The sequence below is a fragment of the Actinomadura sp. 9N407 genome, assembly GCF_044326315.1.
Classification (GTDB): Bacteria; Actinomycetota; Actinomycetes; order Streptosporangiales; family Streptosporangiaceae; genus Spirillospora.
Genome location: NZ_JBIRAW010000004.1, coordinates 113582 through 135498, shown reverse-complemented (window position 1 = coordinate 135498; position 21917 = coordinate 113582). Strand labels below are relative to the sequence as shown.

19 protein-coding genes are annotated in these 21917 nt (G+C 71.3%); 14 read left to right on the top strand and 5 right to left on the bottom strand.

Annotated elements, in window-relative coordinates; all coding sequences use genetic code 11:
- Positions 1-2 precede the first annotated feature (2 nt).
- From ACH34Q_RS08320 to ACH34Q_RS08310, 3 genes are all read left to right on the top strand, one after another.
- Entirely contained in the window at positions 3-1358 is a 1356-nt protein-coding gene (locus tag ACH34Q_RS08320; RefSeq protein WP_395982197.1) for an FtsX-like permease family protein, read from the top strand.
- A 132-nt stretch (positions 1359-1490) separates the two neighbouring features.
- Positions 1491-3308 carry a murein biosynthesis integral membrane protein MurJ gene (murJ, locus tag ACH34Q_RS08315; protein WP_395982440.1) on the top strand — a complete coding sequence of 606 codons (1818 nt, stop codon included), beginning with the start codon at positions 1491-1493 and terminating at the stop codon, positions 3306-3308.
- A 64-nt stretch (positions 3309-3372) separates the two neighbouring features.
- Complete coding sequence (locus tag ACH34Q_RS08310) at positions 3373-4341, top strand: PhzF family phenazine biosynthesis protein (RefSeq protein ID WP_395982196.1); 969 nt, start codon at positions 3373-3375, stop codon at positions 4339-4341.
- A gap of 81 nt (positions 4342-4422) precedes the next feature.
- Here the strand turns inward: ACH34Q_RS08310 and ACH34Q_RS08305 are convergent, their stop codons facing one another.
- Positions 4423-5316, bottom strand: coding sequence for a TIGR03619 family F420-dependent LLM class oxidoreductase (locus ACH34Q_RS08305; RefSeq protein ID WP_395982195.1), 894 nt, complete (start codon positions 5314-5316; stop codon positions 4423-4425).
- Between the two features lie 109 nt (positions 5317-5425).
- On the bottom strand, positions 5426-6601 hold the full coding sequence (locus ACH34Q_RS08300) for an Ig-like domain-containing protein (RefSeq protein WP_395982194.1): 1176 nt from the start codon (positions 6599-6601) through the stop codon (positions 5426-5428).
- Between the two features lie 460 nt (positions 6602-7061).
- Between ACH34Q_RS08300 and ACH34Q_RS08295 the strand changes: the two genes are divergently transcribed.
- The 4 genes from ACH34Q_RS08295 to ACH34Q_RS08280 all read left to right on the top strand — a co-directional run bounded on the left by ACH34Q_RS08295 (position 7062) and on the right by ACH34Q_RS08280 (position 12632).
- Complete coding sequence (locus tag ACH34Q_RS08295; protein ID WP_395982193.1) at positions 7062-7487, top strand: OB-fold nucleic acid binding domain-containing protein; 426 nt, start codon at positions 7062-7064, stop codon at positions 7485-7487.
- A gap of 173 nt (positions 7488-7660) precedes the next feature.
- Positions 7661-8425 carry a DUF3159 domain-containing protein gene (locus ACH34Q_RS08290; protein ID WP_395982439.1) on the top strand — a complete coding sequence of 255 codons (765 nt, stop codon included), beginning with the start codon at positions 7661-7663 and terminating at the stop codon, positions 8423-8425.
- A 396-nt stretch (positions 8426-8821) separates the two neighbouring features.
- Entirely contained in the window at positions 8822-11122 is a 2301-nt protein-coding gene (locus tag ACH34Q_RS08285; protein ID WP_395982192.1) for a tetratricopeptide repeat protein, read from the top strand.
- 166 nt (positions 11123-11288) lie between these two features.
- Positions 11289-12632, top strand: coding sequence for a hypothetical protein (locus ACH34Q_RS08280; protein WP_395982191.1), 1344 nt, complete (start codon positions 11289-11291; stop codon positions 12630-12632).
- A 160-nt stretch (positions 12633-12792) separates the two neighbouring features.
- Here ACH34Q_RS08280 and ACH34Q_RS08275 read toward each other — a convergent pair whose 3' ends face one another.
- Both ACH34Q_RS08275 and ACH34Q_RS08270 read right to left on the bottom strand, forming a co-directional pair.
- Complete coding sequence (locus tag ACH34Q_RS08275; protein WP_395982190.1) at positions 12793-13452, bottom strand: potassium channel family protein; 660 nt, start codon at positions 13450-13452, stop codon at positions 12793-12795.
- Positions 13452-14117, bottom strand: a complete 666-nt coding sequence (locus ACH34Q_RS08270; protein ID WP_395982189.1) for a potassium channel family protein — start codon at positions 14115-14117, stop codon at positions 13452-13454. The genes ACH34Q_RS08275 and ACH34Q_RS08270 overlap by 1 nt, the downstream gene beginning before the upstream one ends.
- A 302-nt stretch (positions 14118-14419) precedes the next feature.
- Between ACH34Q_RS08270 and ACH34Q_RS08265 the strand changes: the two genes are divergently transcribed.
- The 6 genes from ACH34Q_RS08265 (at position 14420) to ACH34Q_RS08240 (ending at position 20235) form a co-directional block, all read left to right on the top strand.
- Positions 14420-16459, top strand: a complete 2040-nt coding sequence (locus ACH34Q_RS08265; RefSeq protein WP_395982188.1) for an APC family permease — start codon at positions 14420-14422, stop codon at positions 16457-16459.
- On the top strand, positions 16452-17756 hold the full coding sequence (locus ACH34Q_RS08260; RefSeq protein ID WP_395982187.1) for a class I SAM-dependent RNA methyltransferase: 1305 nt from the start codon (positions 16452-16454) through the stop codon (positions 17754-17756). The genes ACH34Q_RS08265 and ACH34Q_RS08260 overlap by 8 nt, the downstream gene beginning before the upstream one ends.
- Before the next feature lie 270 nt (positions 17757-18026).
- Positions 18027-18479, top strand: a complete 453-nt coding sequence (locus tag ACH34Q_RS08255) for a DUF4352 domain-containing protein (RefSeq protein WP_395982186.1) — start codon at positions 18027-18029, stop codon at positions 18477-18479.
- A gap of 90 nt (positions 18480-18569) precedes the next feature.
- Positions 18570-19067: a PASTA domain-containing protein gene (locus tag ACH34Q_RS08250; RefSeq protein ID WP_395982185.1), complete on the top strand. Its 498-nt coding sequence runs from the start codon at positions 18570-18572 to the stop codon at positions 19065-19067.
- A gap of 134 nt (positions 19068-19201) precedes the next feature.
- Positions 19202-19672 carry an excalibur calcium-binding domain-containing protein gene (locus ACH34Q_RS08245; RefSeq protein ID WP_395982184.1) on the top strand — a complete coding sequence of 157 codons (471 nt, stop codon included), beginning with the start codon at positions 19202-19204 and terminating at the stop codon, positions 19670-19672.
- An 89-nt stretch (positions 19673-19761) separates the two neighbouring features.
- Positions 19762-20235 carry a DUF4352 domain-containing protein gene (locus tag ACH34Q_RS08240; RefSeq protein WP_395982183.1) on the top strand — a complete coding sequence of 158 codons (474 nt, stop codon included), beginning with the start codon at positions 19762-19764 and terminating at the stop codon, positions 20233-20235.
- A gap of 18 nt (positions 20236-20253) precedes the next feature.
- Here ACH34Q_RS08240 and ACH34Q_RS08235 read toward each other — a convergent pair whose 3' ends face one another.
- Entirely contained in the window at positions 20254-20997 is a 744-nt protein-coding gene (locus tag ACH34Q_RS08235) for a siderophore-interacting protein (protein WP_395982182.1), read from the bottom strand.
- Between the two features lie 89 nt (positions 20998-21086).
- Between ACH34Q_RS08235 and ACH34Q_RS08230 the strand changes: the two genes are divergently transcribed.
- Positions 21087-21815 (top strand): TetR/AcrR family transcriptional regulator, encoded by a 729-nt coding sequence (locus ACH34Q_RS08230; RefSeq protein ID WP_395982181.1) that lies wholly within the window; start codon positions 21087-21089, stop codon positions 21813-21815.
- Positions 21816-21917 lie beyond the last annotated feature (102 nt).

The window sequence follows — 21917 nt, the reverse complement described above, 5'->3', positions numbered from 1 at the left end:
CGATGTTCGGGCTGGCTCTGCGCTCGCTGCGGAAGCGGGCGGGCGGATTCCTGGCGAGCTTCCTGGCGATGTTCCTCGGCGCGGCGATCATCATGGCGTTCGCCTCGATGCTGGACACCTCGATCCGCGGCGAGGCCACCGGTGCCGCCGCGGAGACCCTGACGGTCATGGCGATGGTGGTGGGGAGCTGGGGGCTGGTCCTGGTGATCCTCGCGGTGACCTCCACGCTGACCCTGTCGGTCCGGCAGCGGGCCGAGGAGATGGCGCTGCTCAAGAGCATCGGCGCGACCCCGGCCCAGCTGGGCCGGATGGTCGTGGGCGAGGCGGCCGGCCTGGCCCTGGTGGCGTGGGCGCTGGCGATCGTCCCGGCGATGCTGATGGGCATGGGGCTGCTGTCGCTGCTGCACTCCACCGACCAGGTGCCCGAGAGCATCGGGTACGCGTTCGGGCCGATCGCGCCGGCGATGGGGCTGGGCATCACGCTGGTGTCGGCCGCCGGCGCCGCGGTGATCACCGTTCGCCGGACGGCCCGGGCGCGGGTGGCCGAGTCGCTCGCGGACGCCGCGGTCGGCGAGGCGAGCATGAGCCGGAAGCGCGTCGTGGGCGGGATCCTGTTCCTGCTGCTCGCGCTCTACCTGGGGGTCATGACCGCGACGCTGATGCGCGGCAAGGGGACCGACGCCATGGCGATGGCCGGGCAGGCCGACATCTTCGCCGCGCTGGGGCTGGCGCTGCTGGCCCCGTGGCTGATCCGGCGGATCGCCGGCGCGCTGGCGGGCCCGCTGGGCCGGCTGGGTGTGGCTGGTGACCTGGCGGTGAGCACGATGCGGCGCCGCACCGGGCAGATGGCCGGCGTGGTGATGCCGATCATCCTGTTCACCGGTATCGCGGTCGGCACGATCTACCTCCAGGAGATCGAGAACGACGCCACGGCCGCCGCCGGGCTGCTCAGCACCGTGGAGCAGAAGAACATCGCCACCCTGAACTTCGTGGTCATCGGGATGATCCTGGTCTTCACCGCGCTGATGCTGGTGAACACCCTGATCGCGGCGACCGCGTACCGGCGCCGGGAGTTCGGCCAGCAGCGGCTGGCCGGCGCCACCCCCGGCCAGGTGCTGGGCGCGGTGACGCTGGAGGGCGTGCTGCTGACCGGGATCGGGCTGGTGTGCGGTGCGTTCGCGGCGCTGTTCACGGTGATTCCGTTCAGCATCGCCCGGGTGGGCACGGCGCTGCCGGACGTCGGCCCGCTCACCTTCGCGGGGGTCGCGGCGATCGCCGCCGCGCTGACGATGGTGACGGCGCTGGGGGCCGCCCGCCGCGCGGTCCGCGTCCCGGCGATCGAAGCGGTAGCCGTCTGACCTTCGCCGCCATCGTCGACTCGTGGCGTGTTCTGGGGCGGATGGCGTCCGCGTAGGGTCCCTCCTGTGGAGGAACGGGATGTCGGCGAGCGGGTGAATCAGCAGCGGGGGCGCGACCGCGGCCGGGTGGTCATGCCCGCCGTGTTCGACGCGGCCGAGCGGTTCGAGCCGCCCACCGAGCCCGAGCCCGGCCTGGTGCCGCTGCGCGATCCGGCCGATGTCGGTGATCCGGGGCCGGGTGACAAGCCGTGGGCGGCGAGCCGGGACGAGATCGACGGCGCCGCGCAGGCCGCGCCGCCCGGGGTGGCGCATTCCAGTGCGGTGATGGCGATCGGGACGGTCTTCTCCCGCGCCACCGGCTTCCTGCGCACGACCGTGCTGAGTGCCGCGCTGGGCGTCGGGCTGCTGGGGGACGCGTACCAGACCGCCGACATGATCCCGTACACGGTGTACGCGCTGCTGCTCGGCGGCCTGCTGACGAGCGTGTTCGTGCCGTTCCTGGTCAAGCGGCGCAAGCGGGACGCCGACGGCGGCGCGGCGACCGAGCAGCGGCTGTTCACGGCCGCCGTGGTGGGCCTGCTGGTGCTGACCGTGGTCGCGGTGCTGGGCGCCGACCTGCTCGTCACCCTGTACGCGGGGGAGTACGAGGGCCGCCAGCGCGAGATCGCGGTGCTGCTCACCCGGCTGCTACTGACCCAGATCCTGTTCATCGGGGTGAGCGGGGTGGCCGGCACGTTGCTGAACGTCCGGCAGCGGTTCGGCGCGCCGATGTGGGCACCGGTGATCAACAATCTGATCACCTGCGGTGCCGGGCTGGCGTTCCTGTGGATCGCCGGGTCCGGCCAGGACGTGGGGTCGGTCACCGACGCGCAGCTGATGGTGCTCGGGATCGGGTCGGCGTTCGGGACGGTGGCGCAGAGCCTGCTGCTGGCCTGGTCGCTGTGGGCGGCCGGGTTTCGCTGGCGGCCCCGCCTGGACCTGCGCGGGTCTGGATTCGGCGAGGCGGCGCTGGCGGCGCTGTGGATGTTCGTCTACATCGTGGTGGCGCAGGGCGGGCTGCTGGTGACCGCGAACGTGGCGACGCGCGCGGGCGCCCGCGCGGCTGAGCAGGGGCAGCCGGGGGCGGGTCTGGCGGCGTACAAGTTCGCGGAGGTGGTGTTCCAGCTGCCGTACGCGATCATCGCGGTGTCGGTGATCACCGCGCTGCTGCCGAGGATGAGCGCGCACGTGACCGATGGGCGCCGGGACCTGCTCCGCGCGGACTTCTCGCGCGGGCTGCGGCTGGCGTCGGCGCTGCTGGTACCGCTGTCGGTGGCGATGCTGGTGTTCGCGGTGCCGGGGGCGATCCTGCTGTTCGCCTACGGGAGCACTCAGCCCGACGACGCCCGGCGGATCGGGCTGGTGCTGATGGTGTTCGCGGTGATGGTCGTCCCGTTCACGGTGTTCCAGCTGCAGATGCGGGTCTTCTACGCGATGGGCGACACCCGGACGCCGGGGCTGCTGGCCGTTCCGGCGGGGATCGTCCAGTCGGGGACGGCGATCGGCATGCTGCTGGTGCTGCCGCCCCGGCACGTGGTGCTCGGCCTGCCGGTGGCGTACGGGCTGTTCTATCTCGTCGGGACGATCGGCGCGTCGTGGGTGCTGCGGCGGCGGCTCGCGGGCATGGACGGCCGGCGGATCTTCCGTACGCTCGCGCTGCTCTACCTGGCGGCCCTGCCGGGCGGGCTGTTCGCGGCGGGGTGCGTATGGGGGTTCGGTCAGCTGATGGACGGTGACCGCCTGCCGGGACTGCTGGCGATGGCTGTCGGCGGACTCGTCGGAGGCGTACTGTACGTGGTGTGCGCCCGGTTGCTGAGAGTGGCCGAGGTGGGCTACTTCGTCGATGTCGCCCGCACCATCGCCCGGACCACGGCCCGTACCCGGGTGCCAGGTCTCCGTTCCCTGGGTTGACGTCCGGCAGAAATTCTCTGCTAATCGGTCACATGAGAAATATAGGAACTATCTGGGCGTTCAGATGACGCTCACGACCCCGCTCCCCGCCCTCGGGCGCGCCGTCCTGCGGTACTCGGCGTTCAGTGCCGATCCGATCGGCGCCGATCCGTTCAGTGCCGATCCGTTCAGTGCCGATCCGTTCAGTGCCGATGCGCGCGGCGGCAATCCGGCCGGCGTCGTCCTCGACGCCGCCGGTCTGGCCGACTCGGCGATGCTCGCCATCGCCGCCGAGGCGGGCTGCTCCGAGAGCGCCTTCCTCACCCTCCCGCCACCTGTCACCCTCCCGCCACCTGGCCTGTACGCCCCCGGACGGACCTACGGCCTGCGCTACTTCAGCCCCAAGGCCGAGGTCCCCTTCTGCGGCCACGCCACCCTCGCGACCGCCGCCGCCCTGGCCGAGCGCGACGGGCCCGGGCGCCTGCTGTTCGCCACCCAGGTCGGGCTCGTCCCGGCCGAGGCGTCGATCGGCCCGGACGGGATCGCGCGGGCGACCCTCACCAGCGTCGAGCCGTACGTCCAGGAGGTCAGCCCCAGCTACATCGCCGAGGCGCTGGACGCGCTGCGCTGGAGCGAGGCGGACCTCGACCCGGCGCTGCCCCCCCATGTCGCGTACGCGGGGGCACGGCACCTGATCCTGGCCGCGGCGACCCGCGAACGGCTGGCCCGGCTGTCCTACGACTTCGACCGGCTCGCCGAGTACATGCGCCCGCGCGACCTGACGACCGTGCAGCTGGCCTGGCGCGCGTCGCCGGACACCTTCCACGTCCGCGACCCGTACCCGGTGGGCGGCGTGGTGGAGGATCCGGCGACCGGCGCCGCCGCGGCCGCGTTCGGCGCGTACCTGCGGCGGCTCGGTGCCGTACCGCCGGCCGCCCGCCTCACCCTGTACCAGGGCGAGGACATGGGACGCCCCGGGGTACTGCGCGTCGAGCTGCGGGAGGGCGACACGCGGGTCCGGGTCTCCGGAGCCGCCGTCCCGCTGCGCCGCTGAACGCCGCCCGGCCGAGCCCCGCTGAGCCCCACTGAACGCTGCCCGGCTGAGCCCCGCTGAACGCTGCCCGGCTGACGGCGTTCAGCGGCGCAGCAGCGGCTCGATCGCCGCGACCCGCCCGGCCGGCTCGTCCTCGGTGAACCAGAAGACGTGGTCGACGGCGAGCTCGTCCAGCTCGGCCAGATCGCCGGCGACCTGCTCGGCCGAGCCGGTCAGCGGCGCCCGCTCGTCCAGCGGCTCGGCGGTGACCGGGCCGTTGACCTGCACCACGATGGGGCCGCCGGGATTCCCGGCCGTCTCCGCCGCCCGCCGGTACGCCTCGATGGTCGCGCGCAGCACGTCCCAGTCGAAGATCACCAGGGTGAGCCCCAGGCCGAGCCGCGCGGCGCGGTCGACCGCGGCCGGGGACGCGGCGCCCAGCACCACGGCCGGGCCTCCGTCGCGCACCGGCTTGGGACCGATCCGCGAGGTGGGGATCGTGTGGAAGCGGCCCTCGAAGCTCACCGGGTCCGGTCCCCAGACCGCGCGCATCGCCCGCAGATGCTCCTCGAAGCCGGCCCCGCGCCGCCGCATCGGGACCCCGGCCGCCTCGAACTCCTGGGCCATCCAGCCCTGCCCCAGCCCGGCCAGCAGCCGCCCGCCGCTCAGCCGGTCGAGCGTGGCGATCCGGCGGGCCAGGGTGACGGGATTGTGGAACAGCGCGGCCACCACGCTGGTGCCCAGCGTGATCCGCTCGGTACGGGCGGCGGCATGGCCGAGCGCCTGCAGCGGGTCGTACACGTTGGCGAACGACTCCGGCGGGTCCATCACCGGCCCGCCCGGGCCGCCCATCGCGATCGGGCCGTCGGGCCTCAGCAGGCGCTCGTACGCCCAGACCGAGCCGAGCCCGGCCCGTTCGGCCTCCTCGGCCACCTGGACGATGCCCTCCGGCGAGGCGTGCTCGCCTGACACGGGCAGGCTGACTCCGAGCTTCACGGTGTTCGTGCCTGTGACAGCGTCCTCGGTAACTGCAGCGTCCTCTGTAACTGCGTCGTCCTCTGTATCTGCGTCCATGTCGGTAACAGACCACGCGGTGCCGCGGAAGTCATCGGTCGCGGTGCGGCCGGATCGGGCGCTCGAACGCGCCGCCCTTGACCCACTGCGCCCAGGGGATCTGCCAGTAGCCCCAGCCGTTGTCCGATTCGAGGGGACGGTCGGTGCCCGTCACGTTGATCACGTCGCCGCGCAGCGAACGGCTGTAGAACCACTGCGCGAAGGCGGGTGAGGCGTTGACGCAGCCGTGGCTGACGTTCCGCTTCCCCTGGTCCTTGATCGACCACGGTGCCCCGTGCACGTACTCGCCGCTGGCCGAGATCTGCACGGCGTGCCGCACCCTCTTCTTGTAGTAGCGCGGATCCTTGGGGTCGGTGACGCCCATCCACGCCGACGTCATGGTGACCGGGTCGTACTTGCCCATGGCCAGATGGACGCCGTTGGTCGTGGTGTACGCGCGCTTGCCGCCCTTGCCCGCGCTGATCCCGATCGAACGGACGGTGGCCCCGTTCTCCTGGACGGTCATGCGCCGCCGCCGGACGTCCACGGTGCTGATCCTGCGGGGACCGACCTGGAACCCGGAGACATGGCCGGACGCCCCGTACAGGCCGCGCCCGGCCCGGACCCCGGTGGTGCGGGCCTGCAGCGTGACGCGCTGCCCGGCGGGCCAGTAGTGCCGCGGGCGGAACACGACCTGGCGCGGGCCGGTCCAGTGCCAGGCGCCGGTCACGGGTCGCGACATCCGGACCTGCAGCGCCCGCTCGACCGCGCGGCGCCGGGCGATCGAGCGGTCGAAGGTGACGATCAGCGGCATGCCCGCCCCGACGGTCTCGCCGGAACGCGGCGTGACATCGGCGATCCTGAACATGGCCGGGGGCTTGAGCGTGCTGAACCGGCCGGTGAGCGAGGTGCGCTCGCCCGCGGCGCCGGTGCCGGTGGCGGTCACGGTGTAGGCGGTGGCGGGCCGCAGCGGCCAGCGGCTGCGCCAGCTGCGCCGGTCGGCCGACAGCCGCCCGGCGGCGGTGCCGCCGCCGCCCCTCACGATTACCCGGTCGAGGGTGCCGCGTACCGCCGAGACCGTGACGGGCCGGTCCGGGGGAACGTCGCGGGTGCCGTCGCCCGGCACGATCGCGATCGCTGCGGGGGCCGGCGGTGCGGCCTTGGCGGCCGACGCCCCCGGCCGTGCCCCGCCGCTGCCGCCCCCGCCCGCGCATCCCGAGATCAGCACGGCGCATCCCGAGCCCAGCGCGACCACGGCCGTGATCGGCCCGTCTCCGCGTCTCCCTGGCCGCCTCGCCAGTCGTCTCTCCAGTCGTCTCCCCGGTCGTCTCTTCTGCTGTCTCTTCGGTCGTCCACGTCGCAGCATTCCGCCCCCGTTGTGCCGCGTGCATCCCCTATGAAGGGATTGCTTACAGAGAGTCTTTACTTACAGAGAGTGATAGTTGCACGACAAAGTAGCCGCCCCGGAGCGCGCCCGGGGGCCGTTCGGGAAAGGCGGGCGGGCCCGTTTCGGTGAACGGGCCGGGCCCGCCGCCGGACGGAAGATCGGGAGCCGCGCGCGCGGTGCCGGGCGAGGGCGGAGAGCCGCGCGGGGCCGGGACGCGATATCGGCGGTTTGACCGTTCATCTGGAGGTTCGTGGTTTAGGCGGCGGTTCGTTTGGGGGTGGTATGCCTTAGGGTTCGATTCATGGACGACGTTCCGGCGAGTACGACGCCGGGGAGGGACGACTCCGCCGCGACCGAGAGCGGCCGTGGCGGGCTGCGCGGCTTCCTGCGGCGGATGGCGTCGAGCAAGACCGAGCTGGAGGCCGCGGAACTGCAGAAGACCTCCGGCGAGGAAGGGGCCACCCCCATCACCGACTGCGCGACGCGCAAGCGCGCGTGCGTGGCGGGTACGCTACGTACCGTGACACTGAGACCCCGAGGTGGAGCCCCGGCCCTGGAGGCCGAGCTCTACGACGGCACCGATGTGATCAACCTGGTCTGGCTGGGCCGGCGCAAGATCGCCGGAATCGACCCGGGCCGCCGGCTGCGCGCCGAGGGCCTGGTGAGCCTGCAGGACGGCCGCAAGGTCATGTTCAACCCCCGCTACGAGCTGCGCGGCAGCGCGTGACGGGGCCTGACGGGGCTGCGGGCCGGACGGGAGACGCCATGCGGTCGACCAGCGACGGCGCGGGCAAGACGAGCAGGACTGACGAGACGGACGAGACGGCGGGGGCCGCCAAGCCGGCCACGGCGGCCGAAGAGGCGCTGGCCGACGAGCTGTTCGCGGACGCGCTCGACGAGCTGACCCGTACCGACACCGCCGGTGCCACCGAGCCGACCGGTACCTCCAAACCGACCGATACGTCCGAAGCCTCCAAGGCTTCCGGGACCCCGGCCAAGGGGAGTGCGCACGACTCCGGTAGTGCGCACGACACCGTCGAGGCGGCGGTACGGACCCAGCTGTCCAAGGCGCTGGGCGGCGTGCGCGGCATGTTCGAGGCCGCCGTGCCGACGATCGGGTTCACCCTCACCTACGTGCTGACCGACCAGGTCAAGACGGCGGTGATCGTCGCGGTGAGCGTGGCGGTGCTGCTGGTCGTGGTCCGGCTCGCGCAGCGGTCCAACCCGCAGTTCGTGATCAACAGCCTGCTCGGCATCGCGGTCGCCGCGTTCTTCGCGCTGCGGTCGGGCAAGGCCGAGGACGCCTTCATGCCGGGCATCATGATCAACGCCGGCTACGGGGCGGTGATGATCCTGTCGATCGTGGCCCGCTGGCCGGTGGTCGGCTTCATCATCGGCTCGGTCACCGGCGATCCGACCGGCTGGCGGTCCGATCCGGGCATCCTGCGGCTGTGCTCGCGGCTCACCTGGATCCTGCTGGCCCCCTGCGTGCTCCGGGTCGCCGTGCAGTACCCGATCTACGTGGCCGACGGCGACCAGAGCGCGCTGCTGGGCACCGCGAAGATCGTGATGGGCTGGCCGCTGCAGGTCGCGGCGCTGGCCGCGATGGTCTGGCTGCTGGCCCGCGGCCGTACCCCGATGGAATCGAAGGCGCCCGCCGCGTGAGCGCGGCCGGAAAGGCCTGTCCATAAAGCCCTGGCCGTAAAGCTCGATCCGAAAAGCTCTGTGTATAAAGCTCTGTGCATAAAGGTAAGAGAACGGTAACCTGACCCTAGGTGTGCCGGGAAGCCTGGTCGGCGACGGAGATCACTCTGCCCGACGGGAGACACCCGGATGACGACGTACACGGTCCTGCCGCACCCTCGCCTCCACTCCTTCACCCGATCCTTTAGCTGCGCCCACGCCTGCGCCCACGCCTTCACCTGGGCCTGCGCTCACTCTTTCGCCTGGGCCTTCGCCTTCCCTGATCGGCCGGTGGCCTGACGGCTCGATGCCCGCGCGTCCGCGCGCGCCCATCTCGCCTCGCCCCGCTCACCACAGCCGATGACACGGGTGGAGACGATGAACGCTGTCCTGACCTCCTGCTCCCATACCAACTCCCACACCAACTTCGGCAACAACTCCCGCACCAACTCCGGCACGACTTGCCCAGGCCACATCCATGACGGGTACTGCGATGTGTGCGGCCTGGCCCCCGATCGGGAGCCGCCCACGACCCCGGTCCCCAAGGCGAGGCCCAAGACGGTGCCGCCGAAGCCGGCGTTCCCGCATGGCAGCGGCGGCCGTACCGTTCCCTCGGCGGCGAGCCTGCGAGGCATGCCCAGTGCCGTCACGCCCAGTGCCGTCATGCCCAGTGTCGGCATGCCCAGTGCGGGTCGGCTCGGTGCCGGTCGGCTTGGCGCCGGCCTGATCGAGGTACCGCCCGTCCCGTACCGCGACCCGGAGTCGGCGGTCATGGCCGATCCGCAGATCGCCGAGCACAAGCGCTTCTGCGGGTCCTGCGACCAGCCGGTCGGCCGGGGGCGCGCGGAGCAGCCCGGACGAGCCAGCGGCTTCTGCGGCCGGTGCGGGACCCACTTCTCCTTCCTTCCGAAGCTCGCGCCCGGCGACCTGGTCGCCGCGCAGTACGAGGTGCTGGGCTGCCTGGCGCACGGCGGTACCGGCTGGGTCTACCTGGCCAGGGACCGCAGCGTCTCGGGACGCTGGGTCGCCCTCAAGGGCATGCTCGGCTCGGCCGACCCCGACCTGCTGGCGGCCTCGGTCGCCGAGCGGCGCGTCCTGGCGGCCGTCGAGCACCCCAACATCGTCCAGATCCACAACTTCGTCCGGCATTTCGGCGAGGGCTACATCGTCATGGAGTACGTCGGTGGCCGCTCGCTGAAGGAGATCGTGCTGGAACGGCGCCGAGCGGGGGAGTCGCCGCCGCTGGCGCACGTGCTCGCGTACGGGCTGGAGGCGCTGCGCGCGCTCGGCCACCTGCACGACCTCGGCCTGCTCTACTGCGACTTCAAGCCCGACAACGCCATCCACTCCGGCGACCGGCTCAAGCTGATCGACCTCGGCGGCGTTCGCCGGATCGACGACGCCGAGGGGCCGGTGTACGGGACGGTCGGCTACCAGGCACCGGAGATCGCCGATTACGGCCCGTCGATCGGCTCGGACCTGTACACGGTGGCGCGCACGATGGCGGTGCTGAGCTTCGAGTTCACCGGATACACCGGCAAGTACCGCGAGTCCCTGCCGGACCGCGACCGGGTGCGGGTGCTGGCGCGGAACGGGTCGTACGACCGGCTGCTGCGCCGGGGCGCCCACCCTGACCCGGCCGAGCGGTTCGGATCGGCGGCGGAGATGGCCGAGCAGGTCGCCGGGGTGCTCGCCGAGGTCCTCGCCGCCGAGGGCGGGCCGCCGCAACCCCGGAGGGCCCGCGCCACCTGGACGTCGGGGCTGTTCGAGCCCGGGACGGCGGCCGCCGTGGCCGGCCCCGGCGCGCTGCCAGGCGCGGCCTGGGTCGCCGATGTCCTGCCCGCCCCGGTGATCGAAACGCCGGAGGCCGGGGCGGCCTCGTCTCTCGCCCTGTCCCCTGCCCCGCCCCTGGCACCGGACGGGGCCGTCGCCGACCCGCTCAGGCTGGCCGTGGACCACATCGCGAACGGCGACCACGAGACGGCCCGGCCGCTGCTGGAGGGCGAGACCGGCGACTGGCGGTACGCCTGGTACCTCGGGATCTGCGCGCTTCTGGCGGGCGAGGTCGACGGCGCGGTCCGGCACTTCGCCCGCGTCCACGCCCTGGTGCCGGGGGAGACGGCCCCGAAGCTGGCCCTCGGCCTGTGCGCCGAGCTGCGCGGCCGGCATGCGGTCGCCGCTCGCCGCCACGAGTCCGTGTGGCGGACCGATCCGACCTATCTGAGCGCGGCGTTCGGCCTGGCCCGGGCCAAATTCGCGCAGGGCGACCGGAACGCGGCGGCGGAGGCGCTGACCTCCGTACCGGAGTCCTCGCGCCACTACACCGATGCCCAGGCCGCCGCCATCGTGGCGGCGCTCGCGGGCCGGGATCCCGCGAGCATCGGCGGCCAGGAGCTGGTAGAGGCCGCCGAACGCCTGGAACGGCTGGAACTGACCGGCGAGCGGCACCATCGCCTCACCGTGCTGATCCTGCGGGCGGCGCTGGACCGGCTCGGCGCGCCGGCCCGGACGGGCTGGACCGGCGCGGTCGAGATCCTCGGCATCCCGATGACCGATCGCGGCCTGCGGTCCGGTCTGGAGCGCGGTTACCGCGCCCTCGCACGCCTCTCGGACCGGCGCCGCGAGCGCGTCGCGCTGGTGGAGCTGGCCAATGCCGTACGCCCCAAGACCGTGTTCTGAACGCCCGTGCCCTGCAGCCCGCGCATTAAGCCCGTTTTCTGTAGCCGAGTTCTAACAGCCCGTGTTCTAGCAGCCCGTTCTCTGTAGCCCGTTCTCTGTAGCCCGTGTTCTGCAACCCGTGTTCTGCAACCTGAATTGAATAAAGATCGAGGGAGGCGATAGACCCGTGACCACGCTCATTCCAGTGACCGGGCTCGACGTACCGGACCCGATCCCACCGCGCGGTGACGCGCGCCGCCGCGTGTGGACGACCCCCGCACGCCTGCGGATCCTGACCGCCCTGGCCGTCGCGCTCGTCCTGGTGTTCGGTGCCCTCGTCTCGGCCACCGCGGCCGACCTGCGCACCGGCTTGCGCCGCGTCAGCGGGCGCGCGATTCCGCAGTCGCTCGTCGCCGCGGACCTGTACGTGCAGCTCAGCGACATGGACGCGGCCCTGGCGCCGATGCTCGCCGCCGGACGTCCAGAGGACCGGGCGGGACGCACAGCGGCACTGAGCCCCTTCCAGCAGGCGCTCGCGCGTACCAACGCCGACCTGCGGCGGCTGGCCGCCGTGACCGACGGCGATCCCGCCGCGCGGCGCGAGGTGGGCACGCTGATGGACGCGCTGGGCCGCTACCAGGCCCTGGCCGCCGTACCGGAACGACACCGGGAGGCCACGGCCCTGATGCGGGGCACGATGCTCCCGTCCGCCAAGCGCCTCGCCGACGCGGGCGCGCGCGACCTGGACCGCACGTACCGGGAGCGGCGCAGCACGGTGAACGAGTCGTTCACCGTGGCCTTCCTGCTGGGCTTGGCACTGCTGGCCGTCCTCGCCGCCCTGAACGTGACGCTGGCCCGCCGCCACCGCCGGCTGGTCAATCCGCTGATCGTCCTGGTGACGCTGGCCGCCTGCGTGCTCACGGTGGCGAGCGTACGGATGCTCGCGGCCCAGGACGAGGAACTGCGGGACGCCAAGGAGGGCGCGTTCGACGCAGCGCGGGCGCTCTCGACCGTCCGGATGACCGAACGGGACAGAATTGCCGAGGGACACAGAGTTGCTGAGAGAGAAAGAGTTGCTGAGAGAGAAAGAGTTGCTGAGAGAGAAAGAGTTGCTGAGAAAGAAAGAGTTGCTGAGAGCCGCAGAGTTGCTGAGAGAGGCCGTGCCGCCGAGAAGCGCCCTACCGCCGAGAAACGCCCTGCCGCCGAGAACGGCCGCTTGCCGGCCTGGACGGTCCCGGCCGATGTGGACCGGGCCCTTCGCTACACCGCCGACACGCTCGGGTCCGACATCACGATCGGGGACGAGGGGCTCCTGCGGTACTCCTACGAGCGGGCCCCCGACCGCTTCTTCGGCCCGTACGACCGGTTCCTGGCGAATCTGGTCGAGGTGAACCGCCGCGACCTGGACGAGCGTCTCGACGAGGGGCTGCGCGAGGCGGAGCCCTGGGGCACGGCGCCGATCAGTGCCGCGGTCCTCCTGGCCGGCCTGCTGATCGCCGGGATCCGCCCACGGCTGGCCGAATACCGCTGAACGCGCCGCGGCGCCCCCCGATCCGCCGGGAGGCGCCGCACCGCGTCCAACACTCAGCTGGCCCAACTCGTTCAGCGCTATTCAGCGCGCTCAGCGCGCTCAGTTTGCTCAGCGTGCTCAGTTTGCCCCAGCGCCTAGTTTGCCCCAGCGCCCAGCGTGCTCAGCGGGGGCTGAGCAGCTCCGCCAGCTCGTCCTCCACGTCCTGGCTGGCCACGAACATCAGCTCGTCACCCGGCTCCAGCGTGTCGTCGGCGGTCGGTACCAGGACCCGGCCCTCGCGCAGGATCGCCACCAGCGCGGTGTCGCGCGGCCAGTCGACCGAGCCGACCCGCTCGCCGCCCATCGGGGCGTCCTCGGGCAGCGTCAGCTCGACCAGGTTGGCCTCGCCCTGCCGGAACGTCATCAGCCGGACCAGATCACCGACGCTGACGGCCTCCTCGACCAGCGCCGACAGCAGCCGGGGAGTGGAGACCGCGACGTCCACGCCCCACGACTCGTTGAACAGCCACTCGTTCTTGGGATGGTTGATCCGCGCGACCACCCGGGGGACCCCGTACTCGGTCTTGGCCAGCAGTGACACCACCAGGTTGACCTTGTCGTCGCCGGAGGAGGCCACCACGACCTGGCAGCGCTCCAGCGCGGCGTCGTCCAGCGAGGCGATCTCGCAGGCATCGGCCAGCAGCCACTCGGCCCGCGGCACCATCTCCACCTTGATCGCCTTGGGACTCTTGTCGATCAGGAGCACCTCGTGCCCGTTCTCCAGCAGCTCCTGCGCGATGGAGCGTCCCACCGCGCCGGCCCCGGCGATCGCGACCCGCATCACGCGTCCTCCTCGGTACGCACCGCGACCGCGGCGTTGACCCGCTCCAGCTCGTCGGCCCTGGCCATGATGTGCACCACATCGCCGTCCTGGATCACCGTGTCCGCGTGCGGGACCAGCGCCTCGCCCATCCGGGACAGGAACGCCACCCGCGTGCTCGCCGCCTCCTCCAGCGCGGCGACCTTGTCGCCCACCCAGATCGGACCGGTGTCCAGCTCGGCCAGCACCACCTCGCCGGTCGGGTCGCGCCACAGCGGCTCGGCCCCCTCGGGCAGCAGCCGGCGCAGGATCTGGTCGGCGGTCCACCGCACGGTGGCGACGGTCGGGATGCCCAACCGCTGGTAGACCTCGGCCCGGCGAGGGTCGTAGATCCGGGCCACCACGTTGTCCACACCGAACGTCTCGCGGGCCACCCGGGCGGAGATGATGTTGGAGTTGTCACCGCTGCTGACCGCGACGAACGCCGACGCCTGCTCGATGCCGGCCTCGGCGATCACGTCCCGGTCGAAGCCGAACCCGGTCACCCGGCGGCCCCGGAACCCGCTGCGCAGCCGGCGGAAGGCCTCGGGGCTCTGATCGATGATGGCCACCGAATGGCCCTTGTCCTCAAGGATGTGGGCCAGCGTCGACCCGACGCGGCCGCACCCCATGATCACGATATGCACGCCCGTTCCTTCCCCGTTACCGCGGGACAGCTCCGGCCAGATGATCCATGCCGGGCTGCAAAACTACACATCCGCCCAGGCAAGTTACTACCCAGCGGACCTGGCACCAGCCACTCCGCAAGGCCCGCCGGGCGGTTTCCCGGGCCCGCCGGGCCGTTCTTCTGAGCCTGCCGGGCGGTTCTCTTGCCCGCCGGGCCGTTCTCTTGCCCGCCGGGCGGTTCTCTTGAGTCCGTCGGCCCGGTTCCGATCGCGGCGGTGGTCCGTTCGGGAAGGCGTCACCACCTAGGGCTAGAGTCACCTGAGTGTCGAAGGCATCGGACCTCGCCAAACGTGTCCTGCTCGGGCGCGCTTTGCGCAGCGCCCAGCAGCGCGAGCAACTGCTTCCCAAACGGATCGCGCTCCCGGTGTTCGCCAGCGACGCCCTGTCGTCGGTGGCCTACGCTCCGCAGGAGATCCTCATCACCCTGGGGATCGCCGGGGTCGCCGCGTACCACTACACCCCGTGGGTCGCGGCGGCCGTCGTCATCGTCCTGCTCACCGTGGTCGCCTCGTACCGGCAGAACGTCCGCGCCTACACCAGCGGCGGCGGCGACTTCGAGGTCGCCACCGAGAACCTCGGCGGCAACTGGGGCGTGGTCGTGGCCAGCGCGCTGCTGGTCGACTACGTGCTCACGGTCGCGGTGTCGATCTCCTCGGCGGTCGACAACCTCGGGTCCTTCGTGGGCCTGGTACGCGAGCACCAGGTCGGTTCCGCGATCGTGCTGGTGCTGCTGATCACCGTGCTCAACCTGCGCGGGCTCAAGGAATCGGGCATCGCCTTCGCCATTCCGACCTACCTGTTCATGTTCGCGATCTTCTCCATGCTGATCTGGGGCTTCGGCCGGCTGGCGATGGGCGCCGAACTGAAGGCCGAGACCGCCCATCTGGAGGTGCACGGCGCGGAGATGGGGCTGGGCGGCTTCGCGCTGATCTTCCTGCTGATGCGGGCGTTCGCCTCCGGCAGCGCCGCGCTGACCGGTGTCGAGGCGATCAGCAACGGGGTCCCGGCGTTCCGCAAGCCGAAGGGCCGCAACGCCGCCACCACCCTGCTGGCCCTCGGCGTGATCGCGGTCACGATGTTCTCCGGGGTCACCGCGCTGGCCTACGTCACCGGCGCCAAGTTCGCCGACCCGTCCCATGACAGCACCCTGGTCGACCCCGCCACCGGCAAGGACGTCTCCGAGCAGGACCCGGTGATCGCCCAGGTCGCGCACACGGTCTTCAGCAACTTCACGCCGATGTTCGGCTTCATCACGCTGATGACCGCGCTGATCCTGGTGCTGGCCGCCAACACCGCCTACAACGGCTTCCCCGTCCTCGGCTCGGTGCTGGCCCAGAACCGCTACCTGCCGCGCCAGCTGCACACCCGCGGCGACCGGCTCGCCTACAGCAACGGCATCATCATCCTGGCCACCGCGGCCGGCCTGCTGATCTACGCCTACGGCGCCGACGTGTCCCGGCTGATCCAGCTCTACATCGTCGGCGTCTTCGTCTCGTTCACCGTCAGCCAGACCGGCATGGTGCGGCACTGGAACCGGCTGCTGCGCACCGTGACCGACCCCGCCGCCCGCCGCGAGATGCGCCGGTCCCGCGCGATCAACGCGTTCGGCCTGGTCATGACCGGCACCGTGCTGATCGTCGTGCTGGTCACCAAGTTCACCCACGGCGCCTACATCGTCTGCATCGCGATGCCCGTGCTGTTCCTGCTCATGAAGGCGATCAGGAAGCACTACGACCGGGTCGCCGAGGAGCTCGTCCCCTCCGGCGAGGACGTCGCGCTGCCCGCCCGCAACCACGGCATCGTGCTGGTCTCCCAGATCCACAAGCCCACCCTGCGCGCCCTCGCGTACGCCCGCGCGACCCGTCCCTCCACCCTGGAGGCCGTCTCGGTCGCGGTCGACGCCAAGGCGTCCCGGCGGCTGCAGGAGGAGTGGGACGCCCTGGACGTCCCCGTCCCGCTGAAGATCCTGGACTCCCCGTTCCGGGAGATCACCCGTCCCGTCCTCAACTACGTCAAGAGCGTGCGGCGCAAGAGCCCCCGCGACGTGGTGACCGTGTTCATCCCCGAATACGTCGTCGGCCACTGGTGGGAGCAGCTGCTGCACAACCAGAGCGCCCTGCGCCTCAAGGGCCGGCTGCTGTTCGTCCCCGGCGTGATGGTGACCAGCGTGGCCTGGCAGCTCCACTCCTCCGACCGCCTCAAGAGCCGTCCCGAGCCGCCCGCGCCCGGCGCGTCCCGCCGCCCGCCGCGTCAACAGGAGGGAGCACGGCCGGACGACGGTATCGTTTCGGAACGTGAGTGAACCCGAACTGCTCGACCTCGAAGTCGGCAACGTCGCCAACGGCGGATTCTGCGTGGCCCGGCACGAGGGCAGGGTGGTGTTCGTCCGGCACGCCCTGCCCGGCGAACGGGTTCGCGCCCGTGTCACCGACACCACCAAGAACTTCCTGCGCGCCGACGCCGTGGAGATCATCACCGCGTCTCCGGACCGCGTCGACGCCCCCTGCCCGTTCGCGGGCCCGGGCCGCTGCGGCGGCTGCGACTGGCAGCACGCATCGCTCCCGGCCCAGCGCAGGCTCAAGGCGGCCGTCGTCGAGGAGCAGCTCCAGCGGGTGGCCGGCATCACCCGCACGGTCCTGGTCGAGGACCTCGAGGACCCCGATGCGCTGCATCCCGGCCTGGGCTGGCGCACCCGCGTCCAGTTCACCGCCTCGCACGGCGCCATCGGCCTGCGCCGGCACCGCTCGCACGACATCGAGCCGATCGACGAATGCCTGATCGCCCACCCCGGCGTCGAGGAGATGGGCATCGAGCGCAAGACCTGGCCCGGCGCCGCTTCCGTCGAGGGCATCGTCTCCGCCACCACCGGCGACCGCGTCGTCGCCCTCAAGGGCTCCCGCAAGGCCCGCGTCCCCCACCTGGACGTCCCCGTACGGCTCGCGCGCAAGGGCCAGGAGAAGCCCCCGTACATCCGCGAGCAGGTCGGCGAGCGCCTCTACCAGATCAGCGGCAGCGGCTTCTGGCAGGTCCACCCGGCACTGGCCCCGCTCCTGGCCGACGCCGTACTGGACGCCCTGGACCCCAAGCCGGGCGAGATCGCCCTCGACCTGTACTGCGGTGTCGGCCTCTTCGCCGGCCTCCTGGGCGACAAGGTCGGCCCCGACGGCCTGGTCGTGGGCATCGAGTCCGACGCCCAGTCCGTCCATGACGCCAAGTTCAACCTGCGCGACCTGCCCCAGGTCGCCATCGAGTCCGGCCAGGTCGAGACCGTCCTGCCCGACCTGGAGTTCGGCCGCGCCGACGGCTCGACCCGGACCCAGTCCAAGCGCGGTGGCGGCCACCACCGCGGCGCCCGCGTCCAGGGCGCCGACGTCGTCGTCCTCGACCCGCCCCGTTCCGGCGCCGGCCGCGAGGTCGTCGACCAGATCGCCCGGCTGGCGACCCGCAAGATCGCCTACGTCTCCTGCGACCCCGCCACGCTGGCCCGCGACCTGGCCTACTTCAGCGAGCGGGGCTGGACCCTGGAGACGTTCAGGGCCTTCGACGCCTACCCGATGACCCAGCACGTGGAGTGCCTGGCCATTCTCATCAAGGGCTAGTCATCAAGGGCTGGTCGCCAAAGCCTGAATCACCAAGGGCTGAATCACCAAGGGCTTGAGACAACAAGGGCTGAGTCATCAAGCCTGGATCGCTAAGGGCTGAATCATTCAGGCCCTCATCATCGAGGGCTAACCTTTGCCCGCTGACCAGGGCATTCACCCCTAGACTCGGTCATAACGACATGGCCCGCAGTGCCGGAGGCGGCCGTGGCCGGCCGCCTCCGGCGCCCCCACCAGGTCATGACCCATGACCGACGATGGGGGACACCCATGCGTACCATCCTGACCGGCCTCGGCCTGATCGGAGCGCTGACCCTCACGGGCTGCGCCATGGAGACCGAGCCCACCGAGATCCAGAAGGCCGGCGAGCAGGAGGCCGAGCCCGGCAAGGCCACACCGATCAAGCTCACCGCCAAGAAGACCGCGTTCTCGCCGGGCATCCTGAACAACGGCGGCGACTTCTCCTGCGCCAAGGTCGCCCTCACCAACAAGACCGCCAAGAACCTGGCGGTCAACCCGCTCGACTTCTCCCTCACCGGCACCGACGGGGTCAAGCACGACTCGTTCTCCGGCTTCGGCGAGCACGACGAGGAACTCGGCGCCGTGACCCTGGCCCCCGAAGAGAAGGCCACCGGCGCCGTCTGCGCCGAAGGTGACTTCACGCCCGACATCGTGACGTTCGCCCCCGCCTTCGCCGACGGCGCTCGAGCAGAAGTCAGCTGAATACACTTGGGGACAGTGTGAAAACTCAGTAAACCAACGTTCACAGCGGCGCGTCATACCAGTACGTTCCAAGCGTTCCTGGAGACCGCCATGTACCCCCCTCCGCCGCGCCGTTCCGGCGTACCCGTCCCGGCCGTCGCAGCCGTAGGCGTCACCTGCCTGCTGCTCGGCAGCCTCTTCGGATGCGTCGCCGGCGTCGGCATCGCACCGCCCCCAGAACCCCGCCCGCCCGCCGCCGCGAGCCCGAGTGCTCCGAGCGCGAGTATCCCGAGCGCGAGTACCCCGAACCTGAGTGACATCCCCGAGCCGCGGCCTACGGCCACGGCATCCGCGAGTACGCCGTCCACGCCGGCGCCCCGTCCGGCAAAGATCACCGTTCCGGACGTCGTCGGCGAGAACCACCAGGCGGCGCAGAACCGGATGCAGGCCGCGGGCCTGTTCAGGCTGGCCGAGGAGGACGCCACGGGTCAGGGCCGCGCCCTCCTGTGGGATGCCAACTGGCAGGTCGTACGGCAGTCCCCGAGAGCGGGCACGAGGGTCGCACCGGACACGATCATCACCCTCTATAGCCAGAAGACCGCAGACTAGCTCCGCGCCCGCCGCTCCGGCGCCGTCGAGCCCAGGTCGCTGACATACACGCTAGGATTATGTGAAAACTCGGTAAACCAACAGTCGCTTGGATGCGTCATACCAGTACATTCCAAGCGTTCCTGGAGACCGCCATGTACCCCCCTCCGGCCCCTCCGCCCCGCCGTTCCGGCGTACCCGTCCCGGCCGTCGCCGCCGTGGGTGTCGTGTGCCTGCTGCTCGGCAGCCTCTTCGGATGCGTCGCCGGCGTCGGCATCGGTAGCGCGCCCTCACCCGAGGGCAGTCCCGTGGCCGCGTCCAGTACCGCTGCGTCACCCTCGGCCGAGCCGACCGTGACGCCGACGCCCACCCCGACCCCGACACCCACCCCGACAACCACTGAGACCACCGAGCCGGAGTTGCCGGACCCGGACCCCACCAGGACCACGCGGAAGCCCCGGCCTAGGCGGACGACCGCCAAGCCGAAGCCGCCGAGCACCGATCCGCGCTACGGCACCTGTCGCGAAGCCAACGCCGCAGGTCACGGACCGTACATCCGGGGCGTGGATCGCGAGTACGCCTGGTACCAGGACCGCGACAACGACGGCAGGGTCTGCGAACGCTGACGGCCGCTCCCAGCAAGCGCCGTACCCGCAGCACCACTCCAGAGGGAGCCCCCCGCCGGCACTTCCCTCCGATCTGACAGGGGCATCCCATGCGTCTCATCACCGCCACCGTCGCCCTGCTGGCCGCGTTCACCCTGACCGCCTGCGAGGTTCCCGCCGAGGAGCCCGTCGCCGTCCAGCCCGCCGACAAGAAGGGCGGCGACAAGAAGAGCGCCACGCCCGCCAAGAAGGTCCCCGTCAAGATCGCGGCGAAGCGGACCACCGCCAAGACCACCATCCTCAGCAGCGGCGGCAGCCTGTCCTGCGTCAAGGTCACCATCCTCAACCAGCGCAAGGGCAACCTGGCGGTCAACCCGCTGTACTTCTCCCTGGTCGACACCAAGGGCGAGAAGCACGACGCCTCCGAAGCGCTCGCCGAGTACGAGGGCCAAGTGCCCACCACCAACCTGGCACCGGGCGAGAAGGTCAGGGGCACCGTGTGCGCGAAGGGCAAGTTCGTCCCCAAGATCGTCGCGATGACCGACGAGCTCCTCCAGGAGCAGGCCCGCGCCGAGGTCTCCTGACCCCTCGCCCACCCGCGCTCAGTGCAGGCCGCGCTTGCCCGGGGCCCAGAACGGCTTGACCTTGATCGAACGGCGGTCCCAGCCGCGTTCGCGGACGAGATGGTCGCGGACCATCTGGCAGGTACGAGCCTCCCCGGCCAGGTAGGCGGCGCCGTCGCCGTCGGGGAGCTCCAGTTCGGCGATCGCCGTCCGCAGCGTCCTCGACGAGGCGGCCGGCGCGCCGTGGCGATACACGCGCCGCAGCCGGTGCGGGCCGGGCATCGGCAGGTCATGCTCAGGAGACTCGCTCTCCAGGAGCCCGTACACGACGGCCGACGGGTCGAGCGCCCGCAGCATCGGGCCGAACGCGGCGCCGGCGGTCTCCTCGCCGACGAACAGGTGGAACGGCGCCGGACGGGTGAAGAAGTCTCCCTGGGGCCACCAGAGCGTCACCCGTTCGCCCGAGGCCGCCGCGCGCATCCACTTCAGGCCGATGCCGTCCCCGTCGTACAAGTGCACGCGCAGCTCAACGGCCCGCTCCTCGGGAACCAGCTCCCAGATCGTGTACGTGCGCAGCGTCTCGCCCGGGCGGAGGAGCCCCGACACCGACAGCGGGTCGTTGATCTGGACCCGTACATGCTGACCGGGAACGTACGCGAAGTCGATCGGCTCGTCGGCGACCAGGCGGATCCGCCGCATCGTCGGTGTGACCATCCCGGCGTCGGTGACGGTGGCCTCCAGGCGGTACTTGGCGAACGCGCCGGCCAGCGGGTTGCGGGTCATCGCACATCTCCTTAGAGCTTATAGAAGTTCTAGAGGCTCTAAGGAAACATAGAGGCATTAGACTGTCAAGCCGTCGAGAAGGGACGCTCATGGCCCCACCCGCGCGCCGGCGCGAAAAACTCCGCGAAGCCACGCTCACCGAGATCCGCGAGGCGGCACGCCGTCTGCTGACCACCCAAGGCTCGGCGGCGGTGACGATCAACGCCGTCGCCCGCCAGATCGGCATGAGCGGCCCGGCGCTCTACCACTACTTCGCGTCCCATGAGGAACTCGTCGCGGCGGTCACCGCCGACTTCCTTCGCGAGCTGACCACGGCGATGGAGACCGCCCGCGACGCGCACGCCGCCGACCCGCCGGCCGAACGGCTGCTGGCCACCTGCCGCGCCATGCGCGGCTGGGCCATCGCCCACCCCGCCGAGTTCGGATGGATCTTCGCCAGCCCCATCCGGCCCGCCGACTCCGCCCGGCACCGTCCCGACTCTCCGCGCAACCAGGCCGGCCGCGACTTCGAGCTGGTCTTCCTCCAGCAGATCGAGGAACTGTGGGTCAGCGCTCCCTTTGCCGTCCCCGCGCCCGAGGATCTGGACCCGTCGGTACGCGAGCAGTTGCATGCCTACGCCACCGCGCTGGACGGCAAGCTGCCCATCGAGGCCCTCCACGTCGCCATGTCCTGCTGGATCAGGCTGTACGGGCTGCTGTGCATGGAGATCCTCAACCAGCTCGACTTCGTCTACTCCGACCTGACACCGATCTACGAGGAGACCCTCCGCGACCTCATCGCCATGCTCAGTGCTCAAGAGCCCCCTGCACCCGCCTGAATCTCAGTGCGGTACCCCGCGCCGTGTACGTCGCGTACACGCTTTGCCCGATGGCTGCCGAACGGCCGGCCTGTCAGAGACGGTGCGGACCATCCGGCCACC

Excerpts from the sequence above, each read along its gene's own strand:
- ACH34Q_RS08235 (WP_395982182.1), bottom strand. The coding sequence starts at position 20,997 with ATGACCCGCAACCCGCTGGCCGGCGCGTTCGCCAAGTACCGCCTGGAG.
- ACH34Q_RS08275 (WP_395982190.1), bottom strand. The coding sequence starts at position 13,452 with ATGCGGGTCGCGATCGCCGGGGCCGGCGCGGTGGGACGCTCCATCGCG.
- ACH34Q_RS08295 (WP_395982193.1), top strand. The coding sequence starts at position 7,062 with ATGGACGACGTTCCGGCGAGTACGACGCCGGGGAGGGACGACTCCGCC.
- murJ (WP_395982440.1), top strand. The coding sequence starts at position 1,491 with ATGCCCGCCGTGTTCGACGCGGCCGAGCGGTTCGAGCCGCCCACCGAG.
- ACH34Q_RS08285 (WP_395982192.1), top strand. The coding sequence starts at position 8,822 with ATGAACGCTGTCCTGACCTCCTGCTCCCATACCAACTCCCACACCAAC.
- ACH34Q_RS08255 (WP_395982186.1), top strand. The coding sequence starts at position 18,027 with ATGCGTACCATCCTGACCGGCCTCGGCCTGATCGGAGCGCTGACCCTC.
- ACH34Q_RS08310 (WP_395982196.1), top strand. The coding sequence starts at position 3,373 with ATGACGCTCACGACCCCGCTCCCCGCCCTCGGGCGCGCCGTCCTGCGG.
- ACH34Q_RS08320 (WP_395982197.1), top strand. The coding sequence starts at position 3 with ATGTTCGGGCTGGCTCTGCGCTCGCTGCGGAAGCGGGCGGGCGGATTC.
- ACH34Q_RS08250 (WP_395982185.1), top strand. The coding sequence starts at position 18,570 with ATGTACCCCCCTCCGCCGCGCCGTTCCGGCGTACCCGTCCCGGCCGTC.
- ACH34Q_RS08245 (WP_395982184.1), top strand. The coding sequence starts at position 19,202 with ATGTACCCCCCTCCGGCCCCTCCGCCCCGCCGTTCCGGCGTACCCGTC.
- ACH34Q_RS08230 (WP_395982181.1), top strand. The coding sequence starts at position 21,087 with ATGGCCCCACCCGCGCGCCGGCGCGAAAAACTCCGCGAAGCCACGCTC.
- ACH34Q_RS08240 (WP_395982183.1), top strand. The coding sequence starts at position 19,762 with ATGCGTCTCATCACCGCCACCGTCGCCCTGCTGGCCGCGTTCACCCTG.